General features: G+C 51.0%; 25 protein-coding genes. 12 read left to right on the top strand and 13 right to left on the bottom strand.

Annotated features, from left to right (window positions below; all coding sequences use genetic code 11):
- Positions 1-49 precede the first annotated feature (49 nt).
- From rfaY to rfaQ, 5 genes are all read right to left on the bottom strand, one after another.
- Complete coding sequence (gene rfaY, locus AC07UY_RS05030; RefSeq protein ID WP_494700875.1) at positions 50-754, bottom strand: lipopolysaccharide core heptose(II) kinase RfaY; 705 nt, start codon at positions 752-754, stop codon at positions 50-52.
- A gap of 40 nt (positions 755-794) precedes the next feature.
- On the bottom strand, positions 795-1,805 hold the full coding sequence (waaO, locus tag AC07UY_RS05025) for a lipopolysaccharide 3-alpha-galactosyltransferase (RefSeq protein WP_494700876.1): 1,011 nt from the start codon (positions 1,803-1,805) through the stop codon (positions 795-797).
- Positions 1,806-1,937: 132 nt separating this feature from the next.
- Positions 1,938-2,735 (bottom strand): lipopolysaccharide core heptose(I) kinase RfaP, encoded by a 798-nt coding sequence (rfaP, locus tag AC07UY_RS05020; RefSeq protein ID WP_494659618.1) that lies wholly within the window; start codon positions 2,733-2,735, stop codon positions 1,938-1,940.
- Positions 2,728-3,852: a glycosyltransferase family 4 protein gene (locus tag AC07UY_RS05015; RefSeq protein ID WP_203359576.1), complete on the bottom strand. Its 1,125-nt coding sequence runs from the start codon at positions 3,850-3,852 to the stop codon at positions 2,728-2,730. Before AC07UY_RS05015 ends, rfaP begins: the two co-directional genes overlap by 8 nt.
- The gene (gene rfaQ, locus AC07UY_RS05010; protein ID WP_203361184.1) at positions 3,849-4,919 is read right to left on the bottom strand and encodes a lipopolysaccharide core heptosyltransferase RfaQ; all 1,071 of its coding nucleotides are present in this window, start codon (positions 4,917-4,919) and stop codon (positions 3,849-3,851) included. The genes AC07UY_RS05015 and rfaQ overlap by 4 nt, the downstream gene beginning before the upstream one ends.
- A gap of 403 nt (positions 4,920-5,322) precedes the next feature.
- Between rfaQ and waaA the strand changes: the two genes are divergently transcribed.
- Both waaA and coaD read left to right on the top strand, forming a co-directional pair.
- Positions 5,323-6,600: a lipid IV(A) 3-deoxy-D-manno-octulosonic acid transferase gene (gene waaA / locus AC07UY_RS05005; RefSeq protein WP_494659616.1), complete on the top strand. Its 1,278-nt coding sequence runs from the start codon at positions 5,323-5,325 to the stop codon at positions 6,598-6,600.
- An 8-nt stretch (positions 6,601-6,608) separates the two neighbouring features.
- Positions 6,609-7,088 (top strand): pantetheine-phosphate adenylyltransferase, encoded by a 480-nt coding sequence (coaD, locus tag AC07UY_RS05000; RefSeq protein WP_203359575.1) that lies wholly within the window; start codon positions 6,609-6,611, stop codon positions 7,086-7,088.
- A gap of 56 nt (positions 7,089-7,144) precedes the next feature.
- Here coaD and mutM read toward each other — a convergent pair whose 3' ends face one another.
- From mutM to radC, 4 genes are all read right to left on the bottom strand, one after another.
- Positions 7,145-7,954 carry a bifunctional DNA-formamidopyrimidine glycosylase/DNA-(apurinic or apyrimidinic site) lyase gene (gene mutM / locus AC07UY_RS04995; protein ID WP_203359574.1) on the bottom strand — a complete coding sequence of 270 codons (810 nt, stop codon included), beginning with the start codon at positions 7,952-7,954 and terminating at the stop codon, positions 7,145-7,147.
- 98 nt (positions 7,955-8,052) lie between these two features.
- Positions 8,053-8,220 (bottom strand): 50S ribosomal protein L33, encoded by a 168-nt coding sequence (gene rpmG, locus AC07UY_RS04990; RefSeq protein ID WP_003024094.1) that lies wholly within the window; start codon positions 8,218-8,220, stop codon positions 8,053-8,055.
- Between the two features lie 20 nt (positions 8,221-8,240).
- Positions 8,241-8,477 carry a 50S ribosomal protein L28 gene (gene rpmB, locus AC07UY_RS04985; protein WP_003024071.1) on the bottom strand — a complete coding sequence of 79 codons (237 nt, stop codon included), beginning with the start codon at positions 8,475-8,477 and terminating at the stop codon, positions 8,241-8,243.
- A gap of 216 nt (positions 8,478-8,693) precedes the next feature.
- A complete protein-coding gene (gene radC, locus AC07UY_RS04980; protein ID WP_203359573.1) occupies positions 8,694-9,359 on the bottom strand; it encodes a RadC family protein in 666 nt (221 codons plus the stop codon).
- A gap of 180 nt (positions 9,360-9,539) precedes the next feature.
- Here radC and coaBC point away from each other — a divergent pair, with 180 nt between their 5' ends.
- The 3 genes from coaBC (at position 9,540) to slmA (ending at position 11,908) form a co-directional block, all read left to right on the top strand.
- Positions 9,540-10,760, top strand: coding sequence for a bifunctional phosphopantothenoylcysteine decarboxylase/phosphopantothenate--cysteine ligase CoaBC (gene coaBC / locus AC07UY_RS04975; protein WP_301700525.1), 1,221 nt, complete (start codon positions 9,540-9,542; stop codon positions 10,758-10,760).
- Positions 10,738-11,196 (top strand): dUTP diphosphatase, encoded by a 459-nt coding sequence (gene dut / locus AC07UY_RS04970; RefSeq protein ID WP_203359572.1) that lies wholly within the window; start codon positions 10,738-10,740, stop codon positions 11,194-11,196. The genes coaBC and dut overlap by 23 nt, the downstream gene beginning before the upstream one ends.
- A 115-nt stretch (positions 11,197-11,311) precedes the next feature.
- A complete protein-coding gene (slmA, locus tag AC07UY_RS04965; protein ID WP_203359571.1) occupies positions 11,312-11,908 on the top strand; it encodes a nucleoid occlusion factor SlmA in 597 nt (198 codons plus the stop codon).
- 48 nt (positions 11,909-11,956) lie between these two features.
- Here slmA and pyrE read toward each other — a convergent pair whose 3' ends face one another.
- A complete protein-coding gene (gene pyrE, locus AC07UY_RS04960) occupies positions 11,957-12,598 on the bottom strand; it encodes an orotate phosphoribosyltransferase (RefSeq protein WP_203359570.1) in 642 nt (213 codons plus the stop codon).
- Between the two features lie 65 nt (positions 12,599-12,663).
- Positions 12,664-13,380 (bottom strand): ribonuclease PH, encoded by a 717-nt coding sequence (gene rph / locus AC07UY_RS04955; RefSeq protein ID WP_494659615.1) that lies wholly within the window; start codon positions 13,378-13,380, stop codon positions 12,664-12,666.
- Between the two features lie 125 nt (positions 13,381-13,505).
- On the opposite strand from rph, the gene AC07UY_RS04950 reads away from it, so the two are divergent.
- Both AC07UY_RS04950 and AC07UY_RS04945 read left to right on the top strand, forming a co-directional pair.
- Entirely contained in the window at positions 13,506-14,369 is an 864-nt protein-coding gene (locus AC07UY_RS04950) for a YicC/YloC family endoribonuclease (protein WP_494659614.1), read from the top strand.
- Between the two features lie 258 nt (positions 14,370-14,627).
- The gene (locus AC07UY_RS04945; protein WP_203359568.1) at positions 14,628-15,245 is read left to right on the top strand and encodes a trimeric intracellular cation channel family protein; all 618 of its coding nucleotides are present in this window, start codon (positions 14,628-14,630) and stop codon (positions 15,243-15,245) included.
- Here AC07UY_RS04945 and ligB read toward each other — a convergent pair.
- Positions 15,242-16,927: an NAD-dependent DNA ligase LigB gene (gene ligB, locus AC07UY_RS04940; RefSeq protein WP_494659613.1), complete on the bottom strand. Its 1,686-nt coding sequence runs from the start codon at positions 16,925-16,927 to the stop codon at positions 15,242-15,244. The two genes, AC07UY_RS04945 and ligB, sit on opposite strands and share 4 nt — an antisense overlap.
- A 256-nt stretch (positions 16,928-17,183) precedes the next feature.
- On the opposite strand from ligB, the gene gmk reads away from it, so the two are divergent.
- From gmk to recG, 5 genes are read left to right on the top strand one after another with little or no spacing between them, the layout of a single operon-like run.
- The gene (gene gmk / locus AC07UY_RS04935; RefSeq protein WP_203359566.1) at positions 17,184-17,807 is read left to right on the top strand and encodes a guanylate kinase; all 624 of its coding nucleotides are present in this window, start codon (positions 17,184-17,186) and stop codon (positions 17,805-17,807) included.
- A 54-nt stretch (positions 17,808-17,861) separates the two neighbouring features.
- Positions 17,862-18,137, top strand: coding sequence for a DNA-directed RNA polymerase subunit omega (gene rpoZ, locus AC07UY_RS04930; RefSeq protein ID WP_000135058.1), 276 nt, complete (start codon positions 17,862-17,864; stop codon positions 18,135-18,137).
- A gap of 18 nt (positions 18,138-18,155) precedes the next feature.
- Complete coding sequence (gene spoT, locus AC07UY_RS04925; RefSeq protein ID WP_494659612.1) at positions 18,156-20,267, top strand: bifunctional GTP diphosphokinase/guanosine-3',5'-bis pyrophosphate 3'-pyrophosphohydrolase; 2,112 nt, start codon at positions 18,156-18,158, stop codon at positions 20,265-20,267.
- A gap of 4 nt (positions 20,268-20,271) precedes the next feature.
- A complete protein-coding gene (trmH, locus tag AC07UY_RS04920) occupies positions 20,272-21,015 on the top strand; it encodes a tRNA (guanosine(18)-2'-O)-methyltransferase TrmH (RefSeq protein ID WP_494700877.1) in 744 nt (247 codons plus the stop codon).
- The gene (gene recG, locus AC07UY_RS04915; RefSeq protein WP_494700878.1) at positions 21,012-23,093 is read left to right on the top strand and encodes an ATP-dependent DNA helicase RecG; all 2,082 of its coding nucleotides are present in this window, start codon (positions 21,012-21,014) and stop codon (positions 23,091-23,093) included. Before trmH ends, recG begins: the two co-directional genes overlap by 4 nt.
- A gap of 41 nt (positions 23,094-23,134) precedes the next feature.
- Here recG and gltS read toward each other — a convergent pair whose 3' ends face one another.
- Positions 23,135-24,340 (bottom strand): sodium/glutamate symporter, encoded by a 1,206-nt coding sequence (gltS, locus tag AC07UY_RS04910; protein ID WP_203359563.1) that lies wholly within the window; start codon positions 24,338-24,340, stop codon positions 23,135-23,137.
- Positions 24,341-24,479: the final 139 nt, after the last annotated feature.

Raw genomic sequence — 24,479 nt, 5'->3', positions numbered from 1 at the left:
GCATCAATACATTGATATTGTGTCGGAGTTTAGTCGTTCAATTTTGTTACTATTTTTTCAACCCGAGCTTTACTTTTATATCCCTGATTATAGATTTCAATCTCTTTTTAAAGAGCAACGAGTTATATCCTGAATCTTGAATTTCGTTTTTTATACCGTAATGGCGCTCAAGATCAATTCTGTCCTTAGCCTTCAATACAGGACTTATTTTTTTACCTGATAAATCTATCAGGCGAAGACCTTTTTCAGAAACAATAAAGTTACCCTTGTGAGGGTCTCCTGAAACCATACCGTGAGCATGTAACTCTTTAATTGACTCAGCAAGTTGCAGTTTTATATCTGCAGGTATTTCTTTATATTCTTCTAGTCCAACGCCTTCAATATACTCGATGAGCATTATGAAATAATGTGCAAAATTTAATGTTTTATACTCTGCAAGCAAATAATAGTCATTAATAGAATTGACCCCCTCACTACGAACTCGATTAGTTTGGTAGATCAAATTCTCATAATAGTCTTTTTTTATACACGATTTAAGAAATCGCTCTATCTTTTTATGCTTTGGTGCGAAGACTTTTAATACAATCGGACCTCGAGGTGTGTCAATCAAAATGACTTTTGTATCATCAATCGAGCGAAATACCTTCAGTATTTTGAGATCGAAATTGAGAAAATCATTTAATATTTTCTCATAAAAAGGATCATTATCTTTTATGAATACAGTTAAATCTTTAATCTTTTTTTTATGAATCATGGGATAGCCATTATATTAGTTACTATTAAAAGGTCTTTTATTATTTAATCGTTTTAGCCTTGTAATATTTTATGTAATTTAACACGCCCTGAAGAAATCTTTTCTGCTTAAATTTATGCTTGGCACAATATCTGTATTGGTTGCTATTTGCAGGTTGGAGCAGAGCGACATTGCACCAGGGAGAATGCTCTTTCGCATAAATAAAGCTTTGCGAAACAGGGTAGTTTGCCCATTCATGCCAGGGTTTTGTCGGTCCAACATAATGAATAAACACAGTATCATTATTGACCGGGTTTACCACTTTATCTTTCAATTCATAATTGATACTAAAGCGAGTATTATATTTCCCATCAATAAAGTTCACTTTACCAACAAGAAGAATGTTTAAGACATCCTGATCCAAATGCGTAATTTTTGCCACCCATTCAGGAACTCGCAACATCTCAATGGCTTTAACTGAAATATCATTTTTTTGCCATTCATTAATATTAATAAGCAAAAAACCTGCATTAAAATATCCAGATACAAGCTCAGGAGTAGTCAGGGTTACAGAACGGTCAGTCCACCATTCGATATCTCTTTCTGCAACCACCGCAGCAATCTCATGCTCCGTAAATGAATAATCAACCAGTTCCTGAATACTGCCTTTACAGGCGATATCAGCATCCAGGTACAAAAGCTTCTCTAGCTTACCATAAAAGTAATCGGCGATAACAAAACGGAAATACGTCGCATATGTCCAGTTCTTTGTGCTGGGTAACGACTTTAATTTATTACAATCTATTAAATAGACTTTGATACAGGTTTTATATTGTTCGGCTAATGCAGAAAATCTTTTCTGATCATCTTCGCTAAAATGATCAGTAAAAACATGAAAGTCAAAGTTTATCGATTTATTGCTTAATAATATAGAAGCAATAGATACACCACATCCAAAAAGAAAATTTTTATCTATGCCAAACGCTATATTAAGATTATTTTCAGATATTCTGTCATGAAAGTTATACTCCATAACAGAAAGAATGACGTCTTTATCACTAAACTGTGACATATTTAATATTTACCCAATATATTTGGAAGTGCGATTGATATTACTTTGCACTGCCTTTTATTCAATTCGGAAAAAGATGAAGCGCTGAACTTCATCCTGACCTGTAAATCGACAATACTCGCAATAATTTATTTATAACGATCGGCGAATTGTTCTTTCTCTGATTTTTTCTGCTTTTATTTTAGCTTTTTTAATAAGCTCATCTTCCCGCTGGAAGATGACATTCAGGGGTAAACTAAAATAAACCTTCATAAAGCGGAAAACATCCCGCTGAGTCAGGCCGATGTTCATTGAGGAAAAATAGAGACCGATCAGATCTTTATCGCGCCAGCGGCGTGGAACGCTATGACGAATCTGCGCCCTATGTAGGTCAATAACCGAAATCTTGAGGCCTTTTTCCTCACCTGAGAAAGGCAGATGCAGAAGGAAGTGGCAGATATAGCAATCACGATGATTGATCCCGCCTGCATGCATTTTTTGCACCATCGTAGCAACACGCTCGATGATCATCCGCTTCACTTTTACATCAGGAGGATTCGTTGCCCAGTCAGCGCAATACTCTTCCAGACTGATAGTGGGAGTGAGATCTTCGGTAATGATGAATGAGGTTCTGGTCAGAGGATTCACCCCTTTTTCACCAAACCCCACACCGTGCATCGTGTCTACGCCTAAATCACGGAGCCGATGAATTGCATTCCACTCTCTGTCGGCACCTAACACTGGCATACGCAGTGAGAGTAGATTTTTGACGATCTCTTTTAGGGACGTGCCTCTATGCCATTTAAGGAAGTAGCTTTTATCGGCCAGTTCAAATCGCAGTGTTCTGCGGGTCTCCAGTTCTCTGAAGACTTCACCCTGCAACGTTTTCACTTCCTCGAACGCATCTTTACCTCGCCATAGCGTGGCCAGAGGCTCTTTCAGCTCAACCATCCAAATCACCTGTAATAATATCCGCCGCTTTTTCTGGCAGACTGTACAAATCTTGTGTATCAGCATAATGCCTGGCGTTTTCTGCCCAGGCTGCACGCAATGAAGGTTGAGTTAACGCTTTGCGTAAAATCTCATTTAACCCTTCTTGTCGGTAAGGCTCTTCAATCACTGCACCGCAATTTGCATCCACAATATAATGTGCGTAGCCGCAAACGGAGGTGGTCAGAACCGGTAATCCCGCGGTGATCGCCTCCAGTAAAACAATACCGGCAGCTTCCTGATAAGCAGGGTGTAATAATATGTCGGCGGCGGCCATTAACTCAGCCACATCATTACGGCCAGAAAAGAAATGGACATTTGCTCTTACGCCCAGCTTTTCTGCCAGAGATTCAAATTTTCTCGGCTTATCCTGACCCACAATAAACAGTAGCGTATTATGCCGCAGAGCCTCAGGTAATGAAGCAAGCGCCTCGAGAGATCGATCGACACCTTTACGCGTGAAATCAGAACCGACCTGTAACAGTAAATTCTGTTGCTCTGTGATACCGTTTTTCTGACGGTAAATTTCCCGGCTATCTGGAATTTGCTGGCTGTATTTTCTGTCCGGATAAATTCCCGGAGGGAGAATGTGAAAGCGATCGGCTTCAGTCTGATAATGCTTCTGAAAATCGGCTATCTGCTTATCCGTTAGCATCAGCAATTTCGTTGGCTTACCTTGTTCGAAGGTTGCACGCTCGAAAGCTGCATAATGGCGATACCGTGACGTCAACCGGTAAAAGAAACCTTTTTCTTGTGCGACTTTCTCGGCATAACAGACATCGGCTGCGTAGTAGACATCCAGCCCCGGCATTTTATTAAACCCGACAACCCGATCAACCGGATGCTCACGCATATGCGCCTGCACCCAGGAATAATACTCAGCGTTACGACCATGATTCGTGCGCGATTTCACTGGAACCCGGATCAGTTCAAAATCATCCGGGCACTCGCCTTCCCAGGACTGGGTATAGACCCGGACATGATGACCGCGCGAGGCGACGGTCTGCGCAATGCGCATAAAATCACGCTGTAAACCGCCGAAGGGAAAATATTTGTACAGGCAAAATGCGACGATCATGATGGGGTATCCGCCACAGAAGAAACGCAACCTGATGGCAGCAGCTTATCAACAGCCGCAATAACGTCACTTGCCGGAATAACGGAAAGATACATTTCATTGCGATCGCGCTGCTCGCGTGGAGGCATGGCGCGATAGTCACCCGCCCAAAATTGAATCATATTATTCGACCACGGCCGCCAGAAATTATGGTCCGTCGCCCCGAACAGGCAAATCAGCGGAGTATCGACGGCGGCGGCAATGTGTCCAGGCGCTGAATCTACGCCAATAAACAGATCGGCATGATCAATCAACGCCCCCAGTTCTGGAAACGTCACCTTACCGGCAAGCGCCGTAACAGGTTGTGTTTTACAGCCCCGAGCAATGGTATCAACACAAGCCAAATCGTCCTGCCCGGGTCCGGAAGTCAGCACAACCTCGTAGCCACGATCGTGCAAAGCATCAACGACCTGTGAAAACTTCTCGTTATTCCAGCACTTAAAAATTTGGCGTGCGGTGGGTTGGATCACCACATAACGCTCGCCGACCCCCGCCCTATCTAACTCGCTGCGCACACGCTCCCAGCAAGACGGGTTATAGCTCATGGTCGTGCGAGCCACGTTCGACGTGACCCCTAATGGAGCCAGAACGGATAAGTTACTCTCCACCACATTCGCTCCCTGCAGTGGCGCCATGGCAGTAAAGCTATTTCGCCAAAATGAGGACTGACGGTGGCTATAATCCTGTGAAATCCTGACCGGAACATTCAGCATTCGCACCAGCAGAGCGACTATCCACTGGTCGGTCAAATTTACGATCAGATCGTATTGGTTTGCCCGTAACGTTTTGACCAGTTGAATGAAGTTTGAAATTTTCTCCATCGCGCCGGCTTTCTTATTTTTTATGCCGTAAAGAGCATTAATTTCAGGATTTTCAGACAAAATGGGCATTGTGTCCTGGTAAAGCAGTACATCGATTTTTGCATCAGGGTAATTCTGCTTTAGCGTACTAATAACGGGAGTCGTGAGTAACATATCTCCGTGAAAACGCATCTTTACGACCAGGATTTTTCTAAATGGCTTATCCACAAGCGACTCTTTTGTTGTGATTTTCCGGTAAAGGTAAGCAGAAAAAAAGCACGCTACCGCCCCAGGCTCAACAGCTACCTGAATACTGATACGCGCACTTACTTTGTGCATGTTAGTGTAACACTTCTTTCGCCGCGATCCGATATGAATAAATTTTAAGCGTGTCGCATTTTTTTTCTTTTATAATCAGTGGAATAAAAAACAGCACACCGAGCTAATACGGCCATTTAAGATTGCGTTACAGGGGAAAATCAATGAATCGCATAAAAATACAAAAAAACTGTGGCCTCCTGCATTCTTTATCCACGTTTCAGGCTATTTGATTCAAAAATAGGAAAAGTAATGGTAAAGCCTGAGCTAAATACATAGAATCCCCAGCACATCCCTAAGTCAGCTATTTATTATGCTCGAATTGCTTTACACCGCCCTTCTCTACCTTATTCAGCCATTGATCTGGATACGGCTTTGGTTGCGCGGACGTAAGGCACCAGCCTATCGAAAACGTTGGGGTGAACGCTACGGATTTTACCGTCGCCCACTGAAACCCGGCGGGATCATGCTGCACTCCGTCTCCGTGGGTGAAACACTGGCCGCAATTCCTTTAGTTCGCGCTCTGCGTCACCGTTATCCGGATCTTCCGATCACGGTCACAACCATGACGCCTACGGGTTCAGAGCGCGTGCAGTCCGCTTTTGGTAGCGATGTTCAGCACGTCTATCTGCCTTATGACTTACCTGACGCACTCAATCGTTTCCTCAATAAAGTCGACCCCAAACTGGTGTTGATCATGGAAACTGAGCTGTGGCCAAATCTGATTGCTGCACTGCACAAACGCCATATTCCATTAGTGATTGCCAATGCGCGCCTTTCTGCACGGTCAGCAGCGGGTTACGCAAAACTGGGCAAATTTGTCCGCATACTACTGCGTCGTATTACGCTTATTGCGGCGCAAAATGGCGAAGACGGTGAGCGTTTCGTAACGCTGGGGGCGAGAAGCAATCAAGTTACCGTCACCGGCAGCCTGAAGTTCGATATTTCTGTCACCCCACAGCTTGCGGCGAAAGCCATCACCTTGCGTCGTCAGTGGGCACCGCATCGTCCCGTGTGGATTGCCACCAGTACCCATGACGGTGAAGAAAGCGTGATTATCGCCGCGCATCAGGCGTTGCTACACCAGTTTCCCAATCTGCTGCTAATTCTGGTTCCCCGACATCCTGAACGTTTTCCGGATGCGATTAACCTCGTACGTCAGGCTGGACTAAGCTTTACCACACGCTCCTCAGGAGAAGTGCCCTCTGCCAGTACTCAGGTGGTCATTGGCGACACCATGGGCGAGTTGATGTTGCTCTACGGTATTGCGGATCTCGCTTTCGTCGGCGGTTCACTGGTTGATCGGGGCGGGCATAATCCACTGGAAGCCGCTGCGCACGCTATCCCAGTATTAATGGGACCGCATACCTTTAATTTTAAAGATATTTGCGCCCGTCTGGAGCAGGCAAGTGGTCTTATCACCGTCACCGATGACATAACACTGGCAAAAGAAGTCTCTTCTTTGCTGACCGATGCCGATTACCGTAATTTCTATGGTCGCCATGCTGTTGAAGTGCTGTATCAAAACCAGGGCGCGCTTCAGCGTCTGCTACAACTGCTGGAACCCTATCTGCCACCTAAAACGCATTGAGGGCTGTCATGCAAAAACGGGCAATTTATCCGGGTACCTTCGATCCGATTACTAACGGTCATATCGATATCGTGACACGTGCGACTCAAATGTTCGATCGCGTGATTTTGGCCATTGCCGCAAGCCCCAGTAAAAAACCGATGTTCACACTTGAAGAACGTGTGGAGCTGGCGCAACAAGCGACGGCGCATCTCGGTAACGTCGACGTGATGGGGTTTAGCGACTTAATGGCGAGCTTCGCTCGCGAACAACAGGCGAGCATTCTGATTCGTGGCCTGCGCGCGGTGGCGGATTTTGAGTATGAAATGCAGTTGGCGCACATGAATCGCCATCTGATGCCAGAACTGGAAAGCGTCTTCCTGATGCCCTCCAAAGAGTGGTCATTTATCTCTTCTTCGCTGGTCAAAGAGGTGGCACGTCATCAGGGCGATGTTACCCATTTCCTGCCAGCCAACGTCCATCAGGCACTGATGGATAAGCTGAAGTAACGACGATGCCGGATAGCGTTGGCGCTAATCCGGCATGCAACCACTCACCCCTTCAATCACTTCTGACACTGACGACAATAAAACGTCGCGCGCTGAGCATGTTTGGTGGCGATAATCGGTGTGCCACAGACCCGACAAGGTTCACCTTTCCGTCCGTATACCTGCAATTCCTGCGCAAAATATCCTGGCTTACCGTCACTTTGCAGGAAATCCTTCAACGTCGTTCCGCCCTGTTCGATAGAACGCTGTAAAACAGCCTTAATCACACGTACAAGCCGCACATACTCATCCTGCGACAATGACGAGGCCAGACGGTCAGGATGGATGCCTGCCGCAAACAGCGACTCGCTGGCGTAGATATTACCGACACCCACCACCAACGTGTTATCCATCAACCACGGCTTTATGGCCGTTTTCTTCTTTGCGCATTTCTGTTGCAGATACTCGCCGTTGAAATCGTCGCTCAGCGGCTCCGGGCCAAGGTGTGCCAGGACATTGTGCCCTTCCAGCTCTTTCGTCCACAGCCATGCGCCAAAGCGACGCGGATCGGTATAGCGGAGAATTTTCCCGTTGCTCATCACCAAATCAACATGGTCGTGCTTTTCTGCAGGGAGTTCTTCGGGGAGGATACGTAAGCTGCCTGACATCCCCAGATGAATGATTATCCAGCCATCCGGTAGCTCCAGCAGCAGGTATTTGGCACGGCGCTGCACGCTCAGTACGGGCTTATCGCTCAGACGGTAGATTTCTTCTGATACAGGCCACCGTAAACGCCCATTGCGCACGTTGGCGTGCAAAATGGTTGCCCCAACCAGGTGGGGTTCAATCCCACGACGGCTGGTTTCTACTTCAGGTAATTCAGGCATAGCGTCTCCGGTACTGTTTGATATGTTTTTATTATGGGGACAGCCAGAAAACAAAAAACCCCGCCGAGGCAGGGTTTTTCTTTACATCAAAACGAAAATTATTTGATTTTCGCTTCTTTGTATAAAACGTGCTGACGAACAACTGGATCGAATTTTTTCAGTTCCAGTTTTTCCGGCTTAGTACGTTTGTTCTTCGTAGTGGTATAGAAGTGACCAGTACCAGCAGAAGAAACCAGCTTGATTTTCTCACGAATACCTTTAGCCATGATTTATTTCCTCTTAGTACTTAGTACTTTTCGCCACGGGCACGCAGTTCAGACAGAACTGTTTCGATGCCTTTCTTATCAATAACACGCATACCTTTAGCAGATACACGCAGGGTGACAAAACGCTTCTCGCTCTCAACCCAGAAACGGTGAGAGTGCAGGTTAGGCAGGAAACGGCGTTTAGTCGCGTTCAGTGCGTGGGAACGGTTGTTACCGGTCACCGGACGCTTGCCAGTAACTTGGCAGACTCGGGACATGTCTATTCTCCAAAAATCAAATTAGCTCGAGCTTCGTATGGGGTATTGGCGCCTCGTCAGGCTTCTCAGCCCGGTTATCGCAGTTCTAAGCGAACTCTCGATTGCCAGGCCCAAATGCCAAACCCGAGATTCTCAAAGGTGGCGTAGTATACGCTGTGTAAGCGGTGTGCTCAAGTCCCGAACAGACAAAGATCCCACTGGATCGCGCAAAGTGCTCTAAATCCAGCCACGTTCGGCAAAAGAAACGTACTCTCCGCGCCCAATCACAAGGTGATCAAGTACTCTGATATCCATGAACTGGCAACATTTTACCACACGCTCGGTGATGAGTTTATCCGCTTTACTCGGCTCTGCACACCCCGAAGGGTGATTATGTGCAAGGATCACCGCCGACGCATTTAATTTTATCGCCTCGCGGATGATTTCACGCGGATGCACCTCAACATGGCTGAGCGTTCCGGCAAAAAGACGACTGTGGGTAATGACGCGATGCTGGGCATCAAGAAAGATCACCAGAAAGATCTCCCGTTCCTCTTCCATGAGCTGGCTTTGCAAAAATTCCCGCGTCATTTCCGGACTCAGCAGCGAATTTTCCTCCATCATCCGCACGTTGTAGTAACGCCGGGCCAGTTCTGCAATCCCTTTTAGCTGCGCATATTTAGCAATGCCCACCCCAGAAAGGGAACGGAACTGTATAAAATCAGCCGTCAGCAGGCCGTAGAGCGAACCGAAATGACAGAGCATCTCTTTCGCCAGCGTCATCACATCTTTTCCTGGCGTTCCCGTACGCAGAAAGAGGGCCAGAAGCTCCACATCGCTGAGAGAACCAATTCCTGACTGCAGCATTTTTTCCCGAGGCATCAAACTTTCTGCGGTATCCATACGCACCCTCCCCTTAGTCATGCCACATGTTGGCACAGCCACTCAGGGGATTCGACGCCCTGTTATCACCCCTGCGTACCGCTTCGCAAAGTGAATCGCGGGCAAAAACACGACGCGCTAAGGATTGTGATAAAATATCCGCCTTCTGGTGAAACCCAACACCCCACAGGAAAGATCATGATGAGCCTGGCCGGTAAAAAAATCGTTCTCGGTGTTAGCGGCGGCATTGCGGCCTATAAAACCCCGGAACTGGTACGTCGTTTGCGCGAACGCGGCGCCGATGTCCGCGTGGTAATGACTGAAGCGGCAAAAGCCTTTATTACCCCTCTGAGTTTACAGGCGGTTTCGGGCTACCCCGTTTCCGACAGCCTGCTGGATCCCGCAGCCGAAGCGGCCATGGGTCACATTGAGCTGGGGAAATGGGCCGATCTGGTTATCCTCGCTCCGGCGACGGCCGACCTGATTGCCCGCGTCGCTGCCGGTATGGCGAATGATCTGGTCTCAACGATCTGTCTGGCCACGCCGTCACCGGTTGCCGTGCTCCCGGCGATGAACCAGCAAATGTACCGCGCCACGGCAACGCAGCATAATTTGAGCATTCTTGCCTCCCGCGGCTTGCTGATTTGGGGCCCGGACAGCGGAAGCCAGGCATGCGGAGATGTGGGCCCTGGCCGCATGCTCGACCCGTTAACGATTGTGGACATGGCCGCAGCACATTTTTCGCCTGTCAACGATCTGCAACATCTCAACATCATGATTACGGCGGGTCCAACGCGCGAACCACTCGACCCGGTGCGCTATATCTCTAACCACAGCTCCGGCAAGATGGGATTCGCGATTGCCGCCGCAGCCGCGCGGCGCGGTGCTAATGTAACGCTGGTTTCCGGGCCGGTATCACTGCCGACACCGCCTTTTGTTCAGCGTGTTGATGTGATGACTGCGCTGGAAATGGAAGCAGCAGTCCAGGCGGCAGCGCAACAGCAGCATATTTTTATCGGTTGTGCCGCAGTGGCTGACTATCGGGCTGCCTCTGTCGCGAATGAAAAAATCAAGAAACAAGCCACTCAGGGTGATGAATTAACAATAAAAATGGTCAAAAACCCTGACATTATCGCCGGGGTCGCCGCACTTGATGCTAATCGTCCCTTTGTTGTTGGGTTTGCCGCCGAAACGAATAATGTGGAAGAATATGCCCGGCAAAAACGTATCCGTAAAAACCTTGATATGATCTGCGCGAATGATGTTTCGATTACAACTCAAGGCTTTAACAGCGACAGCAACGCTTTGCACCTTTTCTGGCAGGATGGAGATAAAGTCTTACCGCTTGAGCGTAAAGAACTCCTCGGCCAATTATTACTCGACGAGATCGTGACCCGTTATGATGAAAAAAATCGACGTTAAGATTCTGGACCCGCGAGTTGGACAGCAGTTCCCGCTTCCGACATATGCCACCTCCGGTTCCGCCGGACTTGACCTGCGAGCCTGTCTCGACGCCGCCGTAGAGCTGGCGCCTGGCGCAACGACGTTGCTGCCGACAGGATTGGCTATTCATATCGCCGATCCCTCTCTGGCAGCCGTTATTCTGCCGCGCTCCGGCCTGGGTCATAAACATGGTATCGTGCTGGGCAACCTGGTCGGCTTGATCGACTCAGATTACCAGGGCCAGTTGATGGTTTCCGTCTGGAACCGTGGTCAGGACAGCTTCACCATTGAGCCTGGCGAACGTATCGCACAGATGGTTTTTGTTCCTGTTGTGCAGGCCGAATTTAATCTGGTGGAAGATTTTGATGCCACTGACCGTGGTGAAGGCGGCTTCGGCCATTCAGGACGCAAGTAGTACGTCACGTATCCCACTACGCAATAACGTCATAATATTACCGCAAACCCTGAGTTTGCGGTCGTAGTGTGGGTGCCAGCCTGGCAAGTGCTTATTTTCAGGGGTATTTTGTAACATGGCAGAAAAACAAACTGCGAAACGGAATCGTCGCGAAGAAATACTTCAGTCTCTGGCTCTGATGCTGGAATCCAGCGATGGAAGCCAGCGCATCACGACAGCAAAACTGGCAGCTTCCGTCGGCGTTTCTGAAGCTGCGCTGTATCGCCATTTTCCCAGCAAGACGCGCATGTTCGATAGCCTGATTGAGTTTATCGAAGATAGTCTGATTACCCGTATCAATTTAATTTTGAAAGATGAGAAAGACACCAGCACACGCTTGCGTTTGATTGTGTTGCTGATTTTGGGATTTGGCGAACGCAATCCCGGTCTGACGCGTATTCTCACCGGACACGCATTAATGTTTGAACAAGACCGCTTGCAAGGGCGAATCAATCAGCTCTTTGAACGTATCGAAGCGCAGTTGCGCCAGGTTTTGCGGGAAAAGAGAATGCGTGAAGGCGAAGGTTACGTCACGGAAGAAACGCTGCTGGCGAGCCAGATTCTGGCGTTCTGTGAAGGCATGCTGTCACGTTTTGTTCGCAGCGAATTCAAATACCGACCGACGGACGATTTCGACGCCCGCTGGCCGCTGGTTGCCGCACAGTTGCAGTAACTCTTTATTGCCCGGTAAGCGAAACGCTACCGGGCATTTCAGGCGAAATTACACCCCGAATTCTTCCCGGTACGCGCGAACGGAAGCCAGATGCTCAGCCATCTCTGGTTTCTCACTCAGGTACTCAATCAAGTCTTTCAGCGTAATAATAGAGATCACCTGACAGCGATAGTCGCGTTCCACTTCCTGAATGGCTGAAATCTCGCCACGTCCACGCTCCTGACGATCCAATGAAATCAGCACGCCCGCAAGCGTTGCGCCATTCGCCTGAATAATCTCCATCGATTCACGGATCGCGGTGCCGGCAGTAATCACATCGTCTACCAGCATCACGCGCCCCTGTAGCGCACTACCGACCAGATTGCCGCCTTCCCCATGGTCTTTGGCTTCTTTACGGTTAAAGCAGTATGGCAGGTCTTTGTCGTGATGCTCCGCCAGCGCAACTGCAGTTGTGGTGGCAATCGGGATCCCTTTGTATGCAGGGCCAAACAGCAAATCGAATTCAATGCCGGAATCCACCAGCGCTTCCGCATAGAAACGACCTAACAGAGCCAGGTCGCGCCCGGTATTAAACAGTCCGGCATTGAAGAAATAGGGGCTCTTGCGCCCGGATTTCAGCGTAAATTCGCCAAACTTTAGTACCTGCTTGTTAAGCGCAAACTCAATAAACTGGCGCTGATACGGTTTCATGGATTCGCTCCTCATCTCACTTTATTTCAGACAAAAAAAAGGCGACTTCTCAGTCGCCTTAAAAATCAATTTTCTAACGCCGCCTTCTGCGTCGCTACAATAGATTCGATTCCCCCTCGGGCTAGCGCCAACAAGGAGAGAAGTTCTTCGTGGCTGAACGGCTCGCCTTCTGCCGTACCCTGCACTTCAATCATGTGGCCATCTTCAGTCATCACCACATTCATATCGGTTTCTGCAGCAGAGTCTTCAACATACTCCAAATCACACAGCGCCTCGCCATTCACGATACCCACGGATACCGCGGCAACCATTCCTTTCATCGGGTTGGTTTTCAACTTACCGTTCTCGACCAGCTTTTTCAGCGCATCGGCCAGAGCAACACAAGCACCGGTGATAGAAGCCGTACGAGTACCACCGTCGGCCTGAATAACATCGCAGTCCAGCGTGATAGTAAATTCGCCCAGCGTCTTGAGATCAACCGCGGCACGCAATGCGCGAGCGATCAGACGCTGAATTTCCATGGTACGGCCGCCCTGCTTGCCCTTCGCCGCTTCACGCGCATTACGCGTATGCGTAGCACGTGGCAGCATACCGTATTCAGCAGTAATCCAACCCTGCCCTTGCCCTTTCAGAAAACGAGGTACGCCTTCTTCAATAGAGGCAGTACACAGCACTTTGGTATCTCCAAATTCGACCAGCACCGAGCCTTCAGCATGTTTTGTATAATTACGGGTCAGGGTTACGGGACGCACCTGATTAGCGCTACGGCCTGCTGGACGCATATTGAGATCTCCGGCTTGAAACGAATGTGGCTGCGCATTATACGGACTTCCGTCGGTTATTCCTATCCTGACAGGGCATGCATAGCTATAATCCCCCCATCTCTCCTTTAAAAACAGGAACGTCTATGATCCGCAGTATGACCGCCTACGCCCGGCGTGAAATCAAGGGTGAATGGGGTAGCGCCACCTGGGAAATGCGCTCGGTAAACCAGCGTTATCTGGAAACGTATTTTCGTCTGCCGGAACAGTTCCGTAGCCTCGAGCCTGTTGTTCGTGATCGTATTCGCACGCGCCTGACGCGCGGTAAAGTCGAATGTACGCTGCGTTTTGAACCCGATGCAAGCGCACAAGGTGAACTCATTCTGAATGAGAAGCTCGCAAAGCAACTCGTCACCGCCGCTAACTGGGTCAAAATGCAGAGTGATGAAGGGGAAATCAATCCGGTTGATATTCTGCGCTGGCCGGGAGTCATGGCCGCTCAGGAGCAGGATCTGGACGCCATTGCAGCAGAAATCCTGAGTGCCCTTGACGGTACGCTGGACGACTTCATCGTCGCCCGCGAAACCGAAGGCCAGGCGCTGAAAGCCCTGATTGAGCAACGTCTTGAAGGCGTCAGCGCAGAAGTCGTCAAAGTACGCTCGCACATGCCGGAGATCTTACAGTGGCAGCGCGAACGTCTGGTGGCCAAGCTGGAAGACGCTCAGGTCCAACTGGAAAATAACCGCCTGGAACAAGAACTGGTGCTGATGGCGCAACGCATCGACGTAGCAGAAGAGCTGGACCGTCTGGAAGCGCACGTGAAAGAAACCTACAACATCCTGAAGAAAAAAGAGGCGGTTGGCCGCCGTCTGGACTTCATGATGCAGGAATTCAACCGTGAGTCGAACACGCTGGCGTCTAAGTCGATCAATGCAGAAGTCACTAATTCCGCCATTGAACTGAAAGTATTGATCGAACAAATGCGCGAACAGATTCAGAACATCGAGTAAGCCATTTTTCACCACGTAGCCCGTGAAAATGAAGCGGTGCTACGTGTTTTTCCATTTTTTCAAATCACCCGCCTCTTTTTCTATTAGTTATTTTCATCATTCTTTTTCATCATCAGAACCTGAAAAGGCGTGAGATATGATGAATAACATAATTTTGCATAAGATAAAGTTATTAAAACCACCTCGCCTTAGAAAATCTCAATCGTGATACTGCGCACAAATCGCTAACCTTTATCCCCAGAAAATCAGGGGGAAGGCATGCTGTTACACGTTTTGTACTTAATTGGCATTACCGCAGAAGCCATGACGGGCGCACTTGCTGCAGGTCGTCGTCGCATGGACACCTTCGGCGTCATCATCATTGCAACCGCGACCGCCATTGGCGGCGGTTCCGTTCGCGACATTTTGCTTGGGCATTATCCGCTCGGCTGGGTGAAGCATCCTGAGTATGTCATTATCGTGGCGACGGCCGCGGTGCTGACGACCATTGTCGCCCCCGTCATGCCTTACCTGCGTAAATTATTCCTAGTGCTTGATGCGCTGGGTTTGGTGGTTTTTTCCATCATCGGTGCTCAGGTTGCGCTGGATATGGGTCATGGCCCGATCATTGCCGTGGTCGCCGCAGTGACCACCGGCGTCTTTGGCGGCGTATTGCGTGACATGTTCTGTAAACGCATTCCCCTCGTCTTCCAGAAAGAGCTGTACGCTGGCGTGTCATTTGCTTCTGCCGTGCTTTACATAGCGCTTCAGCACTACGTCTCCAGCCATGATGTGGTCGTTATCTCCACGTTGATTTTTGGCTTCACCGCGAGATTGCTGGCGCTGCGTCTCAAGCTGGGTTTGCCCGTGTTTTATTATCATCACGAAGGCCACTAAGGCATAAACCCCGCAATACGCTGAGCAGCTAACCACTGACTCAGCGTTTTTATCTCCGGGTTATCCCTCCACTGTATGACCTTTCTGGCGCGGCGCTCGCCCGTTGACGGCAGCATTCGCCAATACGGCTCGGTTTGCGCCAACAATGACTCCCACGAACGAATACCGCTGACCTTAAGCGCGGCCTGCGTTAGCGGTATATCCATCGCCATAACCCAGCGGATAAAGGGCTGGCGGCGCGCCATATTGAACTGGTGCCACAATTGCGCGCCTTTCCCTTTGCCTACTCCTGGCGTGTTCTGTAATTGTTCCTGGGTTAACGCCAGCCAGGAAAATATATGCTCAAAGCGATGTGCCTGATGAAGCGCTCGCCATCCAGCCTCTCCCACACCATCCAGATCCAAGACCGATTTCGACCCCAACCAAACCAGTCTCGCAATGAATTGTTCCCGACACTCAGATGAGGCATAAAAACAGGTCAATGAACCCAAATGCCCTCCGGGAGGTGTTGGTTTAGTCCGCTGCGTACTACGCCAGACAACATCATCGATACGGGGGATACCTTGCCCGGCAAGGCTGACCAGAATGCGATCGCCAGGTGCGATGTCCCACTCTTCCCAACGTCTGACGGAGCCAAGATTGACACGCTGAACCTTTTTATCGTCCAACATGACCGGAGCAAGCGATGCCACCACTGCGGTTTTCCCGCTCTTTCCCGTGGTGAAGAGAATTTCCGCCACCTCTGCGACCTGCGCCACCGGGGTGTATTTCCAGGCAACCAGCCAGTCCCCTTCGCCAGGAAGCCAGCTTCGGGCTTCCGGTTCTTTACCCATCCGTACCACGACGCCATCGGTGGCAAACGGCAGGCTCGTTGTCCACCATCTCTCTCGCGCTTTTTCAACATCATCGACGTTATTCACCGGTTGGGTATAGCGCTGTGTTAAACCAAACCCCGCATCGGTCAGTTTCTGCAATCGTTCAGGCATCGACTGCGGACCATCAGGCCACGCCCAGATAAAAATGCTTAATGCGCTTAACGAGGAAGAAGGCTCTGCACGCATCATCATCCCTGCGACTTTCGCCCGGGCATTCATTCCCCCCATTTGCCGCTGGATATGGTTTTCCTGAAGCAGGAAGATTTCGCCCTGCAGGATGCTATTGGCAAGCGTTCCTTTTGTGGTGCGCGGCACAGACGGTATATGGCGAACCTTTTGCGTCCAGTCCTCACCTTCCAGCCCGTTCCCCCGGCTAATCGCCCTGATGAGATTGCCGTCCCGGTACACTAACGTCACTGCCACGCCATCCACCTTCGGCTGAACCCACAGATCGCTTCGATGATGCATCCATTTCTGCATCGCCTGCTTATCTGCAAGCTTACGTACGCCTGTATGGGCAACAGGATGCAACATTGAGCCATTGTTTGGTGGTGCAGACGGATCGGTAGGAACCGCTTCGCCAAAACAGCGCCGCCATTGTGTGAGTTGCGCACTGAGCTGGTCGTAAACAGTATCATCGACAGCGCTAACGCCCTGCTTCCAGTAAATGTCATTCCACTGCGCGATTTGCCGCGTTAAGCGGGTGATTTCCTCTTCCGCCCTCGTCGCCGACCAGGCGGGGCAAACCGCGCCAGCCGATGAATGGCACAGCAATACACTGATTGCGATGTTCTTCCATAACGTCATCTGCACCTCCGCTGCACGTTGTCCGGCAGGTATAGCGCAGAATGATTTCGGCACCGAGCGGCAAATACACAGCCTGCGAGCAGGATTCCTGTCATTTTCACTCATTGCAGTAATTTCAGGGTAAATCAGGAAAAAGGTACGCAAAACGCAATAATCAGGGGCAAAAAGTGTGACAAGGGCTACGTCATATAGCGGCGACGTGTATAATAAGCTCGTATGTAGGCTCTCTTTCGACAATCACATACATAAGATACTCATGGCTCAAGGCACGCTTTATATTGTTTCTGCCCCCAGTGGCGCGGGTAAATCCAGCCTGATTCAGGCTTTATTGAAAACCCAACCGTTGTATGACACCCAGGTTTCTGTTTCACACACCACACGCGCTCCGCGTCCGGGTGAAGTGCATGGCGAACATTATTTCTTTGTGAATCATGATGAATTCAAAACCATGATTGGCAGAGAGGCGTTTCTCGAACATGCCGAAGTGTTCGGTAATTATTACGGCACGTCTCGCGAAGCTATTGAGCAAGTGCTGGCTTCCGGTGTGGATGTTTTTCTTGATATTGACTGGCAGGGCGCCCAGCAAATTCGTGAAAAGATGCCACAGGCACGCAGTATCTTTATTTTACCGCCGTCCAAAATTGAGCTGGACCGCCGTCTTCGCGGTCGCGGTCAGGATAGCGAGGAAGTCATTGCAAAACGTATGGCGCAAGCTGTTGCAGAAATGAGCCATTACGCCGAATATGATTACCTCATTGTGAATGATGATTTTGATACCGCCCTCGGCGATCTGAAAACCATCATTCGCGCCGAACGTCTGCGCATGAGCCGCCAAAAGCAGCGTCATGACGCTTTAATCAGCAAACTGTTGGCAGACTGAACCCACATTCAGTATCATGCCCAGTCATTTCTTCACCTGTGGAGCATTTTAAGTATGGCACGCGTAACTGTTCAGGACGCTGTAGAGAAAATTGGTAACCGTTTTGACCTGGTACTGGTCGCCGCGCGTCGCGCTCGTCAGATGCAGGTAGGCGGAAAGGATCCGCTTGTACCGGAAGAAAACGATAAAACTACCGTAATCGCGCTGCGCGAAATCGAAGAAGGTCTGATCAACAACCAGATCCTCGACGTACGTGAACGCCAGGAACAGCAAGAGCAGGAAGCCGCTGAATTACAGGCCGTTACCGCTATTGCTGAAGGTCGTCGTTAATTACTCAGCGGGTCGCCCTTGTATCTGTTTGAAAGCCTGAATCAACTGATTCAACACTACCTGCCGGAAGACCAAATTAAGCGTCTGCGGCAGGCGTATCTCGTTGCACGTGACGCTCACGAGGGCCAGACACGTTCAAGCGGTGAACCCTATATCACCCATCCAGTTGCCGTTGCCTGCATTCTGGCCGAGATGAAACTCGACTATGAAACGCTAATGGCGGCTTTGCTGCATGATGTGATTGAAGACACTCCCGCCACCTACCAGGACATGGAACAGCTTTTTGGTAAAAGCGTTGCTGAACTGGTAGAAGGGGTGTCGAAACTTGATAAACTCAAGTTCCGCGATAAGAAAGAGGCGCAGGCCGAAAACTTTCGCAAGATGATTATGGCGATGGTGCAGGATATCCGCGTCATTCTCATCAAACTCGCTGACCGAACCCATAACATGCGCACGCTGGGCTCATTACGTCCGGACAAACGTCGCCGCATTGCCCGTGAAACCCTCGAAATTTACAGCCCGCTGGCGCACCGTTTAGGTATTCATCACATTAAAACCGAGCTCGAAGAGCTGGGTTTTGAAGCGTTATACCCGAACCGTTATCGCGTTATTAAAGAAGTGGTGAAAGCTGCGCGCGGCAACCGTAAAGAGATGATTCAAAAAATCCTCTCAGAGATTGAAGGGCGTTTGCAGGAAGCGGGAATTCCGTGTCGCGTTAGCGGTCGCGAAAAACATTTGTACTCGATCTACTGCAAAATGGTGCTTAAAGAGCAGCGTTTTCACTCGATCATGGACATCTACGCGTTCCGCGTCATCGTTCATGATTCCGACACCTGCTATCGCGTGCTTGGCCAGATGCACAGCCTCTATAAGCCGCGTCCAGGGCGCGTGAAAGACTATATCGCCATTCCAAAAGCGAACGGCTATCAGTCTTTGCACACCTCGATGATCGGCCCACATGGCGTTCCGGTTGAGGTACAAATCCGTACCGAAGACATGGACCAGATGGCGGAAATGGGGGTTGCGGCGCACTGGGCTTATAAAGAGCACGGCGAGACCAGCACCACCGCACAAATCCGCGCTCAGCGCTGGATGCAGAGCCTGCTGGAGCTACAACAGAGTGCCGGTAGTTCGTTTGAATTTATCGAGAGCGTTAAATCCGATCTCTTCCCGGATGAGATTTACGTTTTCACACCGGAAGGGCGAATTGTCGAACTGCCAGCCGGCGCCACACCTGTCGACTTCGCGTACGCGGTACACACCGATATCGGTCATGCCTGCGTCGGCGCGCGCGTCGACCGCCAGCCCTATCCGCTGTCGCAACCGCTTTCCAGCGGCCAAACGGTTGAGATCATTACCGCACCGGGCGCACGTCCGAATGCCGCCTGGCTCAACTTTGTCGTCAGCTCTAAAGCGCGCGCCAAAATTCGTCAGTTGCTGAAGAATCTCAAGCGCGACGATTCCGTCAGCCTCGGCCGTCGCTTGCTGAATCATGCCTTAGGCGGCAGCCGTAAACTGGCTGAAATTCCGCAGGAAAGCATCCAGCGCGAAATTGAGCGTATGAAGCTCGCGACGCTGGAAGATCTGCTGGCGGAAATTGGTCTGGGTAACGCCATGAGCGTCGTAGTGGCGAAGAATCTTCAGCAAGGTGATGCATCGGCAACCGCACAAGCGCACTCCAGCCACGGTCATCTGCCGATCAAAGGTGCAGATGGCGTGCTGATCACCTTCGCCAAATGCTGCCGCCCGATTCCCGGCGACCCGATTATCGCTCACGTCAGCCCCGGAAAAGGTCTGGTTATTCACCATGAGTCCTGCCGTAACATCCGTGGTTACCAGAAAGAGCCAGAGAAGTTTATGGCTGTCGAATGGGATAAAGAGACGGAGCAGGAGTTCATCGCTGAAATCAAGGTGGACATGTTTAACCATCAGGGTGCGCTGGCGAATCTGACTGCGGCAATTAACACCACCACCTCCAATATTCAAAGTTTGAATACTGAAGAGAAAGATGGTCGCGTCTATAGCGCCTTTATTCGTCTCACCGCACGCGATCGTGTGCATCTGGCGAATATCATGCGCAAAATCCGTGTGATGCCGGACGTGATAAAAGTCACCCGTAACCGAAACTAGCCTTATGAATGCACAGCGTTATGCGCGTATCTGCGAGATGCTCGCCAGGCGTCAGCCTGATCTGACCGTCTGCATGGAGCAGGTCCATAAACCTCATAACGTTTCTGCGATTATCCGTACCGCAGATGCCGTTGGCGTACATGAAGTTCACGCCGTCTGGCCAGGTAGCCGTATGCGCACCATGGCCTCTTCGGCGGCGGGAAGCAACAGCTGGGTGCAGGTGAAGACTCACCGCACCATTAGCGACGCCGTCTCCCACCTGAAAAGCCAGGACATGCAGATTCTGGCCACTCACCTTTCAGACAAAGCCGTCGATTTTCGCGAGATTGATTACACCCGCCCGACCTGTATTCTGATGGGGCAAGAGAAAACCGGCATCACGCAAGAAGCATTAGACCTTGCGGATCAGGACATTATCATCCCGATGATTGGTATGGTGCAGTCACTCAACGTCTCCGTCGCTTCGGCACTGATTCTCTACGAAGCACAGCGCCAGCGGCAAAACGCGGGCATGTACCGACGTGAGAACAGTATGCTGCCGGAAGACGAGCAGCAGCGTCTGCTGTTTGAAGGCGGTTATCCGGTACTGGCGAACGTGGCTAAACGCAAAGGCCTGCCTTACCCCCATGTGAATGCGCAAGGCGAAATTGAAGCCGATGCTGCATGGTGGGCAACCATGCAGGCTTCCAATATTACGCAAAATCATTCACGTTGCATCGAGGCGGCGGGAAGGATAAAGCGTAAATGAAAGGGCGCCTGTTAGATGCTGTACCGCTCAGTTCACTAACGGGCGTTGGCGCAGCACAAAGCAGTAAACTGGCGAAAATTGGCCTGCATACCGTACAGGATCTCCTCCTGCACCTTCCACTGCGTTATGAAGATCGTACCCATCTCTATCCGATAGGCGAACTGCTGCCGGGCGTTTACGCCACCGTAGAAGGGGAAGTGCTGAACTGCAACATCACGTTTGGCGGTCGCCGGATGATGACCTGTCAGATCAGCGACGGCTCTGGCATCCTCACCATGCGTTTTTTCAATTTCAGTGCGGCAATGAAAAACAGCCTGGCGACAGGTCGCCGCGTACTGGCCTACGGAGAAGCAAAGCGCGGAAAATACGGGGCTGAAATGTTCCACCCGGAATACCGCGTTCAGGGCGATCTCAGCACGCCGGAGTTGCAGGAGACGCTCACCCCCGTTTACCCGACCACCGAAGGGATAAAACAAGCAACGCTGCGCAAACTCACCGATCAGGCGCTGGATTTACTGGATACCTGCGCCATTGCCGAACTGTTACCGCCAGAACTTCTACAGGGTATGATGAGTCTGCCGGAGGCATTACGCACCCTGCATCGCCCGCCGCCGTCGCTCCAGCTCAGCGACCTGGAAACCGGGCAACACCCGGCGCAGCGGCGGCTGATCCTGGAAGAATTACTGGCGCATAACCTGAGTATGCTGGCGTTGCGCGCCGGAGCGCAGCGATATCACGCGCTGTCGCTCAGTGCGCAAGGCGAACTCAAAAATCGTTTTCTTGATTCACTGCCCTTTAAACCGACCGGGGCGCAAACGCGTGTAGTGGCGGAAATCGAACGCGACATGGCAATGGATGTGCCAATGATGCGCCTGGTGCAGGGTGACGTCGGCTCCGGTAAAACACTGGTTGCGGCACTCGCCGCGCTGCGGGCGATTGCCCACGGCAAACAGGTGGCGATGATGGCGCCGACCGAACTGCTCGCTGAACAACACGCCAATAACTTCCGCCACTGGTTTGCTCCGCTTGGCATTGAAGTGGGCTGGCTGGCCGGTAAACAAAAAGGCAAAGCGCGTCTTGCGCAACAGGACGCCATCGCCAGCGGTCAGGTACAAATGGTGGTCGGCACTCACGCGATTTTCCAGGAACAGGTGCAGTTTAACGGCCTTGCGTTAGTGATCATCGACGAACAGCACCGTTTCGGCGTGCATCAGCGGCTGGCGCTGTGGGAGAAAGGTCAGCAGCAGGGCTTCCACCCGCATCAGTTGATCATGACCGCGACACCTATTCCGCGCACCCTGGCGATGACAGCGTATGCCGATCTCGACACCTCGGTGATCGATGAACTGCCGCCGGGCCGCACGCCGGTCACCACGGTCGCCATTCCGGATACCCGCCGCAGCGATATTATTGACCGGGTACGTAACGCCTGTACGCACGAAGGACGCCAGGCTTACTGGGTCTGTACGCTGATTGAAGAGTCGGAGCTGTTAGAAGCGCAGGCGGCGGAAGCCACAAGTGAAGAACTGAAACTTGCCCTGCCTGAGCTGAACATTGGTCTGGTGCACGGGAGAATGAAACCCGCCGAGAAGCAGGCGATCATGGCTGCCTTTAAGCAGGGTGAGCTTCATCTTCTGGTTGCGACCACGGTCATTGAAGTGGGGGTGGATGTCCCCAACGCCAGTCTGATGATTATTGAAAACCCGGAACGTCTGGGGCTTGCGCAATTGCACCAGCTGCGCGGACGCGTCGGACGCGGCGCAGTAGCCTCGCACTGCGTGCTGCTCTACAAATCTCCCCTGTCAAAAACGGCGCAGACACGCCTGCAAGTTCTGCGCGACAGCAACGACGGTTTTGTGATTGCGCAAAAAGACCTGGAGATCCGCGGACCTGGCGAATTGTTGGGTACCCGTCAGACGGGCAGCGCTGAATTTAAAGTGGCGGATTTACTGCGCGATCAGGCCATTATTCCGGAAGTTCAGCGCATTGCGCGCCATATTCACGAACGTTATCCACAACAGGCTACGGCGTTGATCGAGCGCTGGATGCCGGAAACCGAACGCTACTCCAACGCCTGAAGCTAAAACAGCGCGGCGGTTTTCACACCGCCGCATTGTCCTTATTGCGCAAAAATCGGCAACAACAGGTACAGCTTAATCACCAGCGCGTTGACGATATCGATGAAGAATGCCCCCACCATCGGCACCACCAGAAACGCCATATGCGACGGACCAAAGCGCTCGGTAATCGCCTGCATATTGGCGATCGCCGTCGGCGTCGCGCCAAGACCAAAACCACAGTGCCCGGCAGCCAGTACAGCGGCATCGTAGTTTTTACCCATCATGCGCCAGGTCACAAACACGGCGTACAGCGCCATGAAGATGGTCTGCACCACAAGAATCGCCAGCATCGGCAACGCCAGCGAAGCCAGTTCCCACAGCTTCAGGCTCATCAACGCCATCGCCAGGAACAGTGAGAGACTCACGTTGCCCAGCACCGAAACCGCCCGCTCAAACACGCGATAAAAGCCCGCTAGCGCCAGACCGTTACTGAGGATCACGCCAACGAACAGTACACAGACGAATGTCGGCAGTTCCAGCACGGTTCCCACCAACATCTGGGCAACCACTTTGCCGACGGTCAGGCAGATGGCGATAAGCGCAATGGTTTCGATCAGCACCAGTGAGGTGATCATGCGCCCAACGTCCGGTTTCTCAAACGCTGTCGGCACTTCCTGATCGTCCGGCATACCGTCTGGCGTGGTGGAGTGCTTCACCAGGTAACGCGCCACCGGGCCACCGATCAGCCCACCCAGCACCAGACCAAAGGTTGCGCACGCCATTGCCACTTCCGTCGCATTGGTAAAGCCATAGCGTTCGATGAACAGCTTGCTCCATGCCGCCCCAGTGCCGTGTCCACCCGAAAGGGTAATTGAACCCGCAATCAACCCCATCAACGGATCCAGCCCCAACAGGCTGGCCATACCGATGCCGATGGCGTTTTGCATCACCAGTAAACCCACCACCACGATCAGGAAGATGCCGACGACACGGCCACCTGCACGCAGGCTGGCAATGTTAGCGTTCAGACCAATGGTGGCAAAGAACGCCAGCATCAGCGGGTCTTTCAGACTCATATCAAAATCAATTTCCCAGCCCATGCTCTTTTTCAGCACCAGCAGAGCGATTGCCACCAGTAATCCACCAGCAACCGGTTCAGGAATGGTGTATTTCTTCAGAAAGGAGACAGACTGGACCAGCTTGCGTCCCAGCAGCAACGTCAGCGTTGCGGCAACAAGTGTCGATAAAGTATCGAGATGAAACATATTAAGCTCCTTTAAGTACGCATCGCTCATCGCGAACGATGTATTCCTCGGTCATTTCTCAGCTCTTAACGAGTAATCGGCATGGATTTTAATCAGAAAAGGTACAAAAGTTATATAAAAAGGTGATTTTATCTGTTTT

Source organism: Citrobacter sp. GW821-FHT02E08 (assembly GCF_059421685.1).
Note: the sequence above shows the minus strand (reverse complement) of the source record. Positions and strands in the feature narration are given on the sequence as shown.

Coding starts and splice junctions, on each gene's coding strand:
- coaD (WP_203359575.1), top strand. CDS start 6,609: ATGCAAAAACGGGCAATTTATCCGGGTACCTTCGATCCGATTACTAAC.
- radC (WP_203359573.1), bottom strand. CDS start 9,359: ATGGATACCGCAGAAAGTTTGATGCCTCGGGAAAAAATGCTGCAGTCA.
- rph (WP_494659615.1), bottom strand. CDS start 13,380: ATGCGTCCAGCAGGCCGTAGCGCTAATCAGGTGCGTCCCGTAACCCTG.
- AC07UY_RS05015 (WP_203359576.1), bottom strand. CDS start 3,852: ATGATCGTCGCATTTTGCCTGTACAAATATTTTCCCTTCGGCGGTTTA.
- rpoZ (WP_000135058.1), top strand. CDS start 17,862: ATGGCACGCGTAACTGTTCAGGACGCTGTAGAGAAAATTGGTAACCGT.
- rfaP (WP_494659618.1), bottom strand. CDS start 2,735: ATGGTTGAGCTGAAAGAGCCTCTGGCCACGCTATGGCGAGGTAAAGAT.
- recG (WP_494700878.1), top strand. CDS start 21,012: ATGAAAGGGCGCCTGTTAGATGCTGTACCGCTCAGTTCACTAACGGGC.
- gmk (WP_203359566.1), top strand. CDS start 17,184: ATGGCTCAAGGCACGCTTTATATTGTTTCTGCCCCCAGTGGCGCGGGT.
- coaBC (WP_301700525.1), top strand. CDS start 9,540: ATGAGCCTGGCCGGTAAAAAAATCGTTCTCGGTGTTAGCGGCGGCATT.
- trmH (WP_494700877.1), top strand. CDS start 20,272: ATGAATGCACAGCGTTATGCGCGTATCTGCGAGATGCTCGCCAGGCGT.
- waaO (WP_494700876.1), bottom strand. CDS start 1,805: ATGTCACAGTTTAGTGATAAAGACGTCATTCTTTCTGTTATGGAGTAT.
- dut (WP_203359572.1), top strand. CDS start 10,738: ATGATGAAAAAAATCGACGTTAAGATTCTGGACCCGCGAGTTGGACAG.
- pyrE (WP_203359570.1), bottom strand. CDS start 12,598: ATGAAACCGTATCAGCGCCAGTTTATTGAGTTTGCGCTTAACAAGCAG.
- slmA (WP_203359571.1), top strand. CDS start 11,312: ATGGCAGAAAAACAAACTGCGAAACGGAATCGTCGCGAAGAAATACTT.
- ligB (WP_494659613.1), bottom strand. CDS start 16,927: ATGACGTTATGGAAGAACATCGCAATCAGTGTATTGCTGTGCCATTCA.
- rpmB (WP_003024071.1), bottom strand. CDS start 8,477: ATGTCCCGAGTCTGCCAAGTTACTGGCAAGCGTCCGGTGACCGGTAAC.
- AC07UY_RS04945 (WP_203359568.1), top strand. CDS start 14,628: ATGCTGTTACACGTTTTGTACTTAATTGGCATTACCGCAGAAGCCATG.
- waaA (WP_494659616.1), top strand. CDS start 5,323: ATGCTCGAATTGCTTTACACCGCCCTTCTCTACCTTATTCAGCCATTG.
- gltS (WP_203359563.1), bottom strand. CDS start 24,340: ATGTTTCATCTCGATACTTTATCGACACTTGTTGCCGCAACGCTGACG.
- mutM (WP_203359574.1), bottom strand. CDS start 7,954: ATGCCTGAATTACCTGAAGTAGAAACCAGCCGTCGTGGGATTGAACCC.
- rpmG (WP_003024094.1), bottom strand. CDS start 8,220: ATGGCTAAAGGTATTCGTGAGAAAATCAAGCTGGTTTCTTCTGCTGGT.
- AC07UY_RS04950 (WP_494659614.1), top strand. CDS start 13,506: ATGATCCGCAGTATGACCGCCTACGCCCGGCGTGAAATCAAGGGTGAA.
- rfaY (WP_494700875.1), bottom strand. CDS start 754: ATGATTCATAAAAAAAAGATTAAAGATTTAACTGTATTCATAAAAGAT.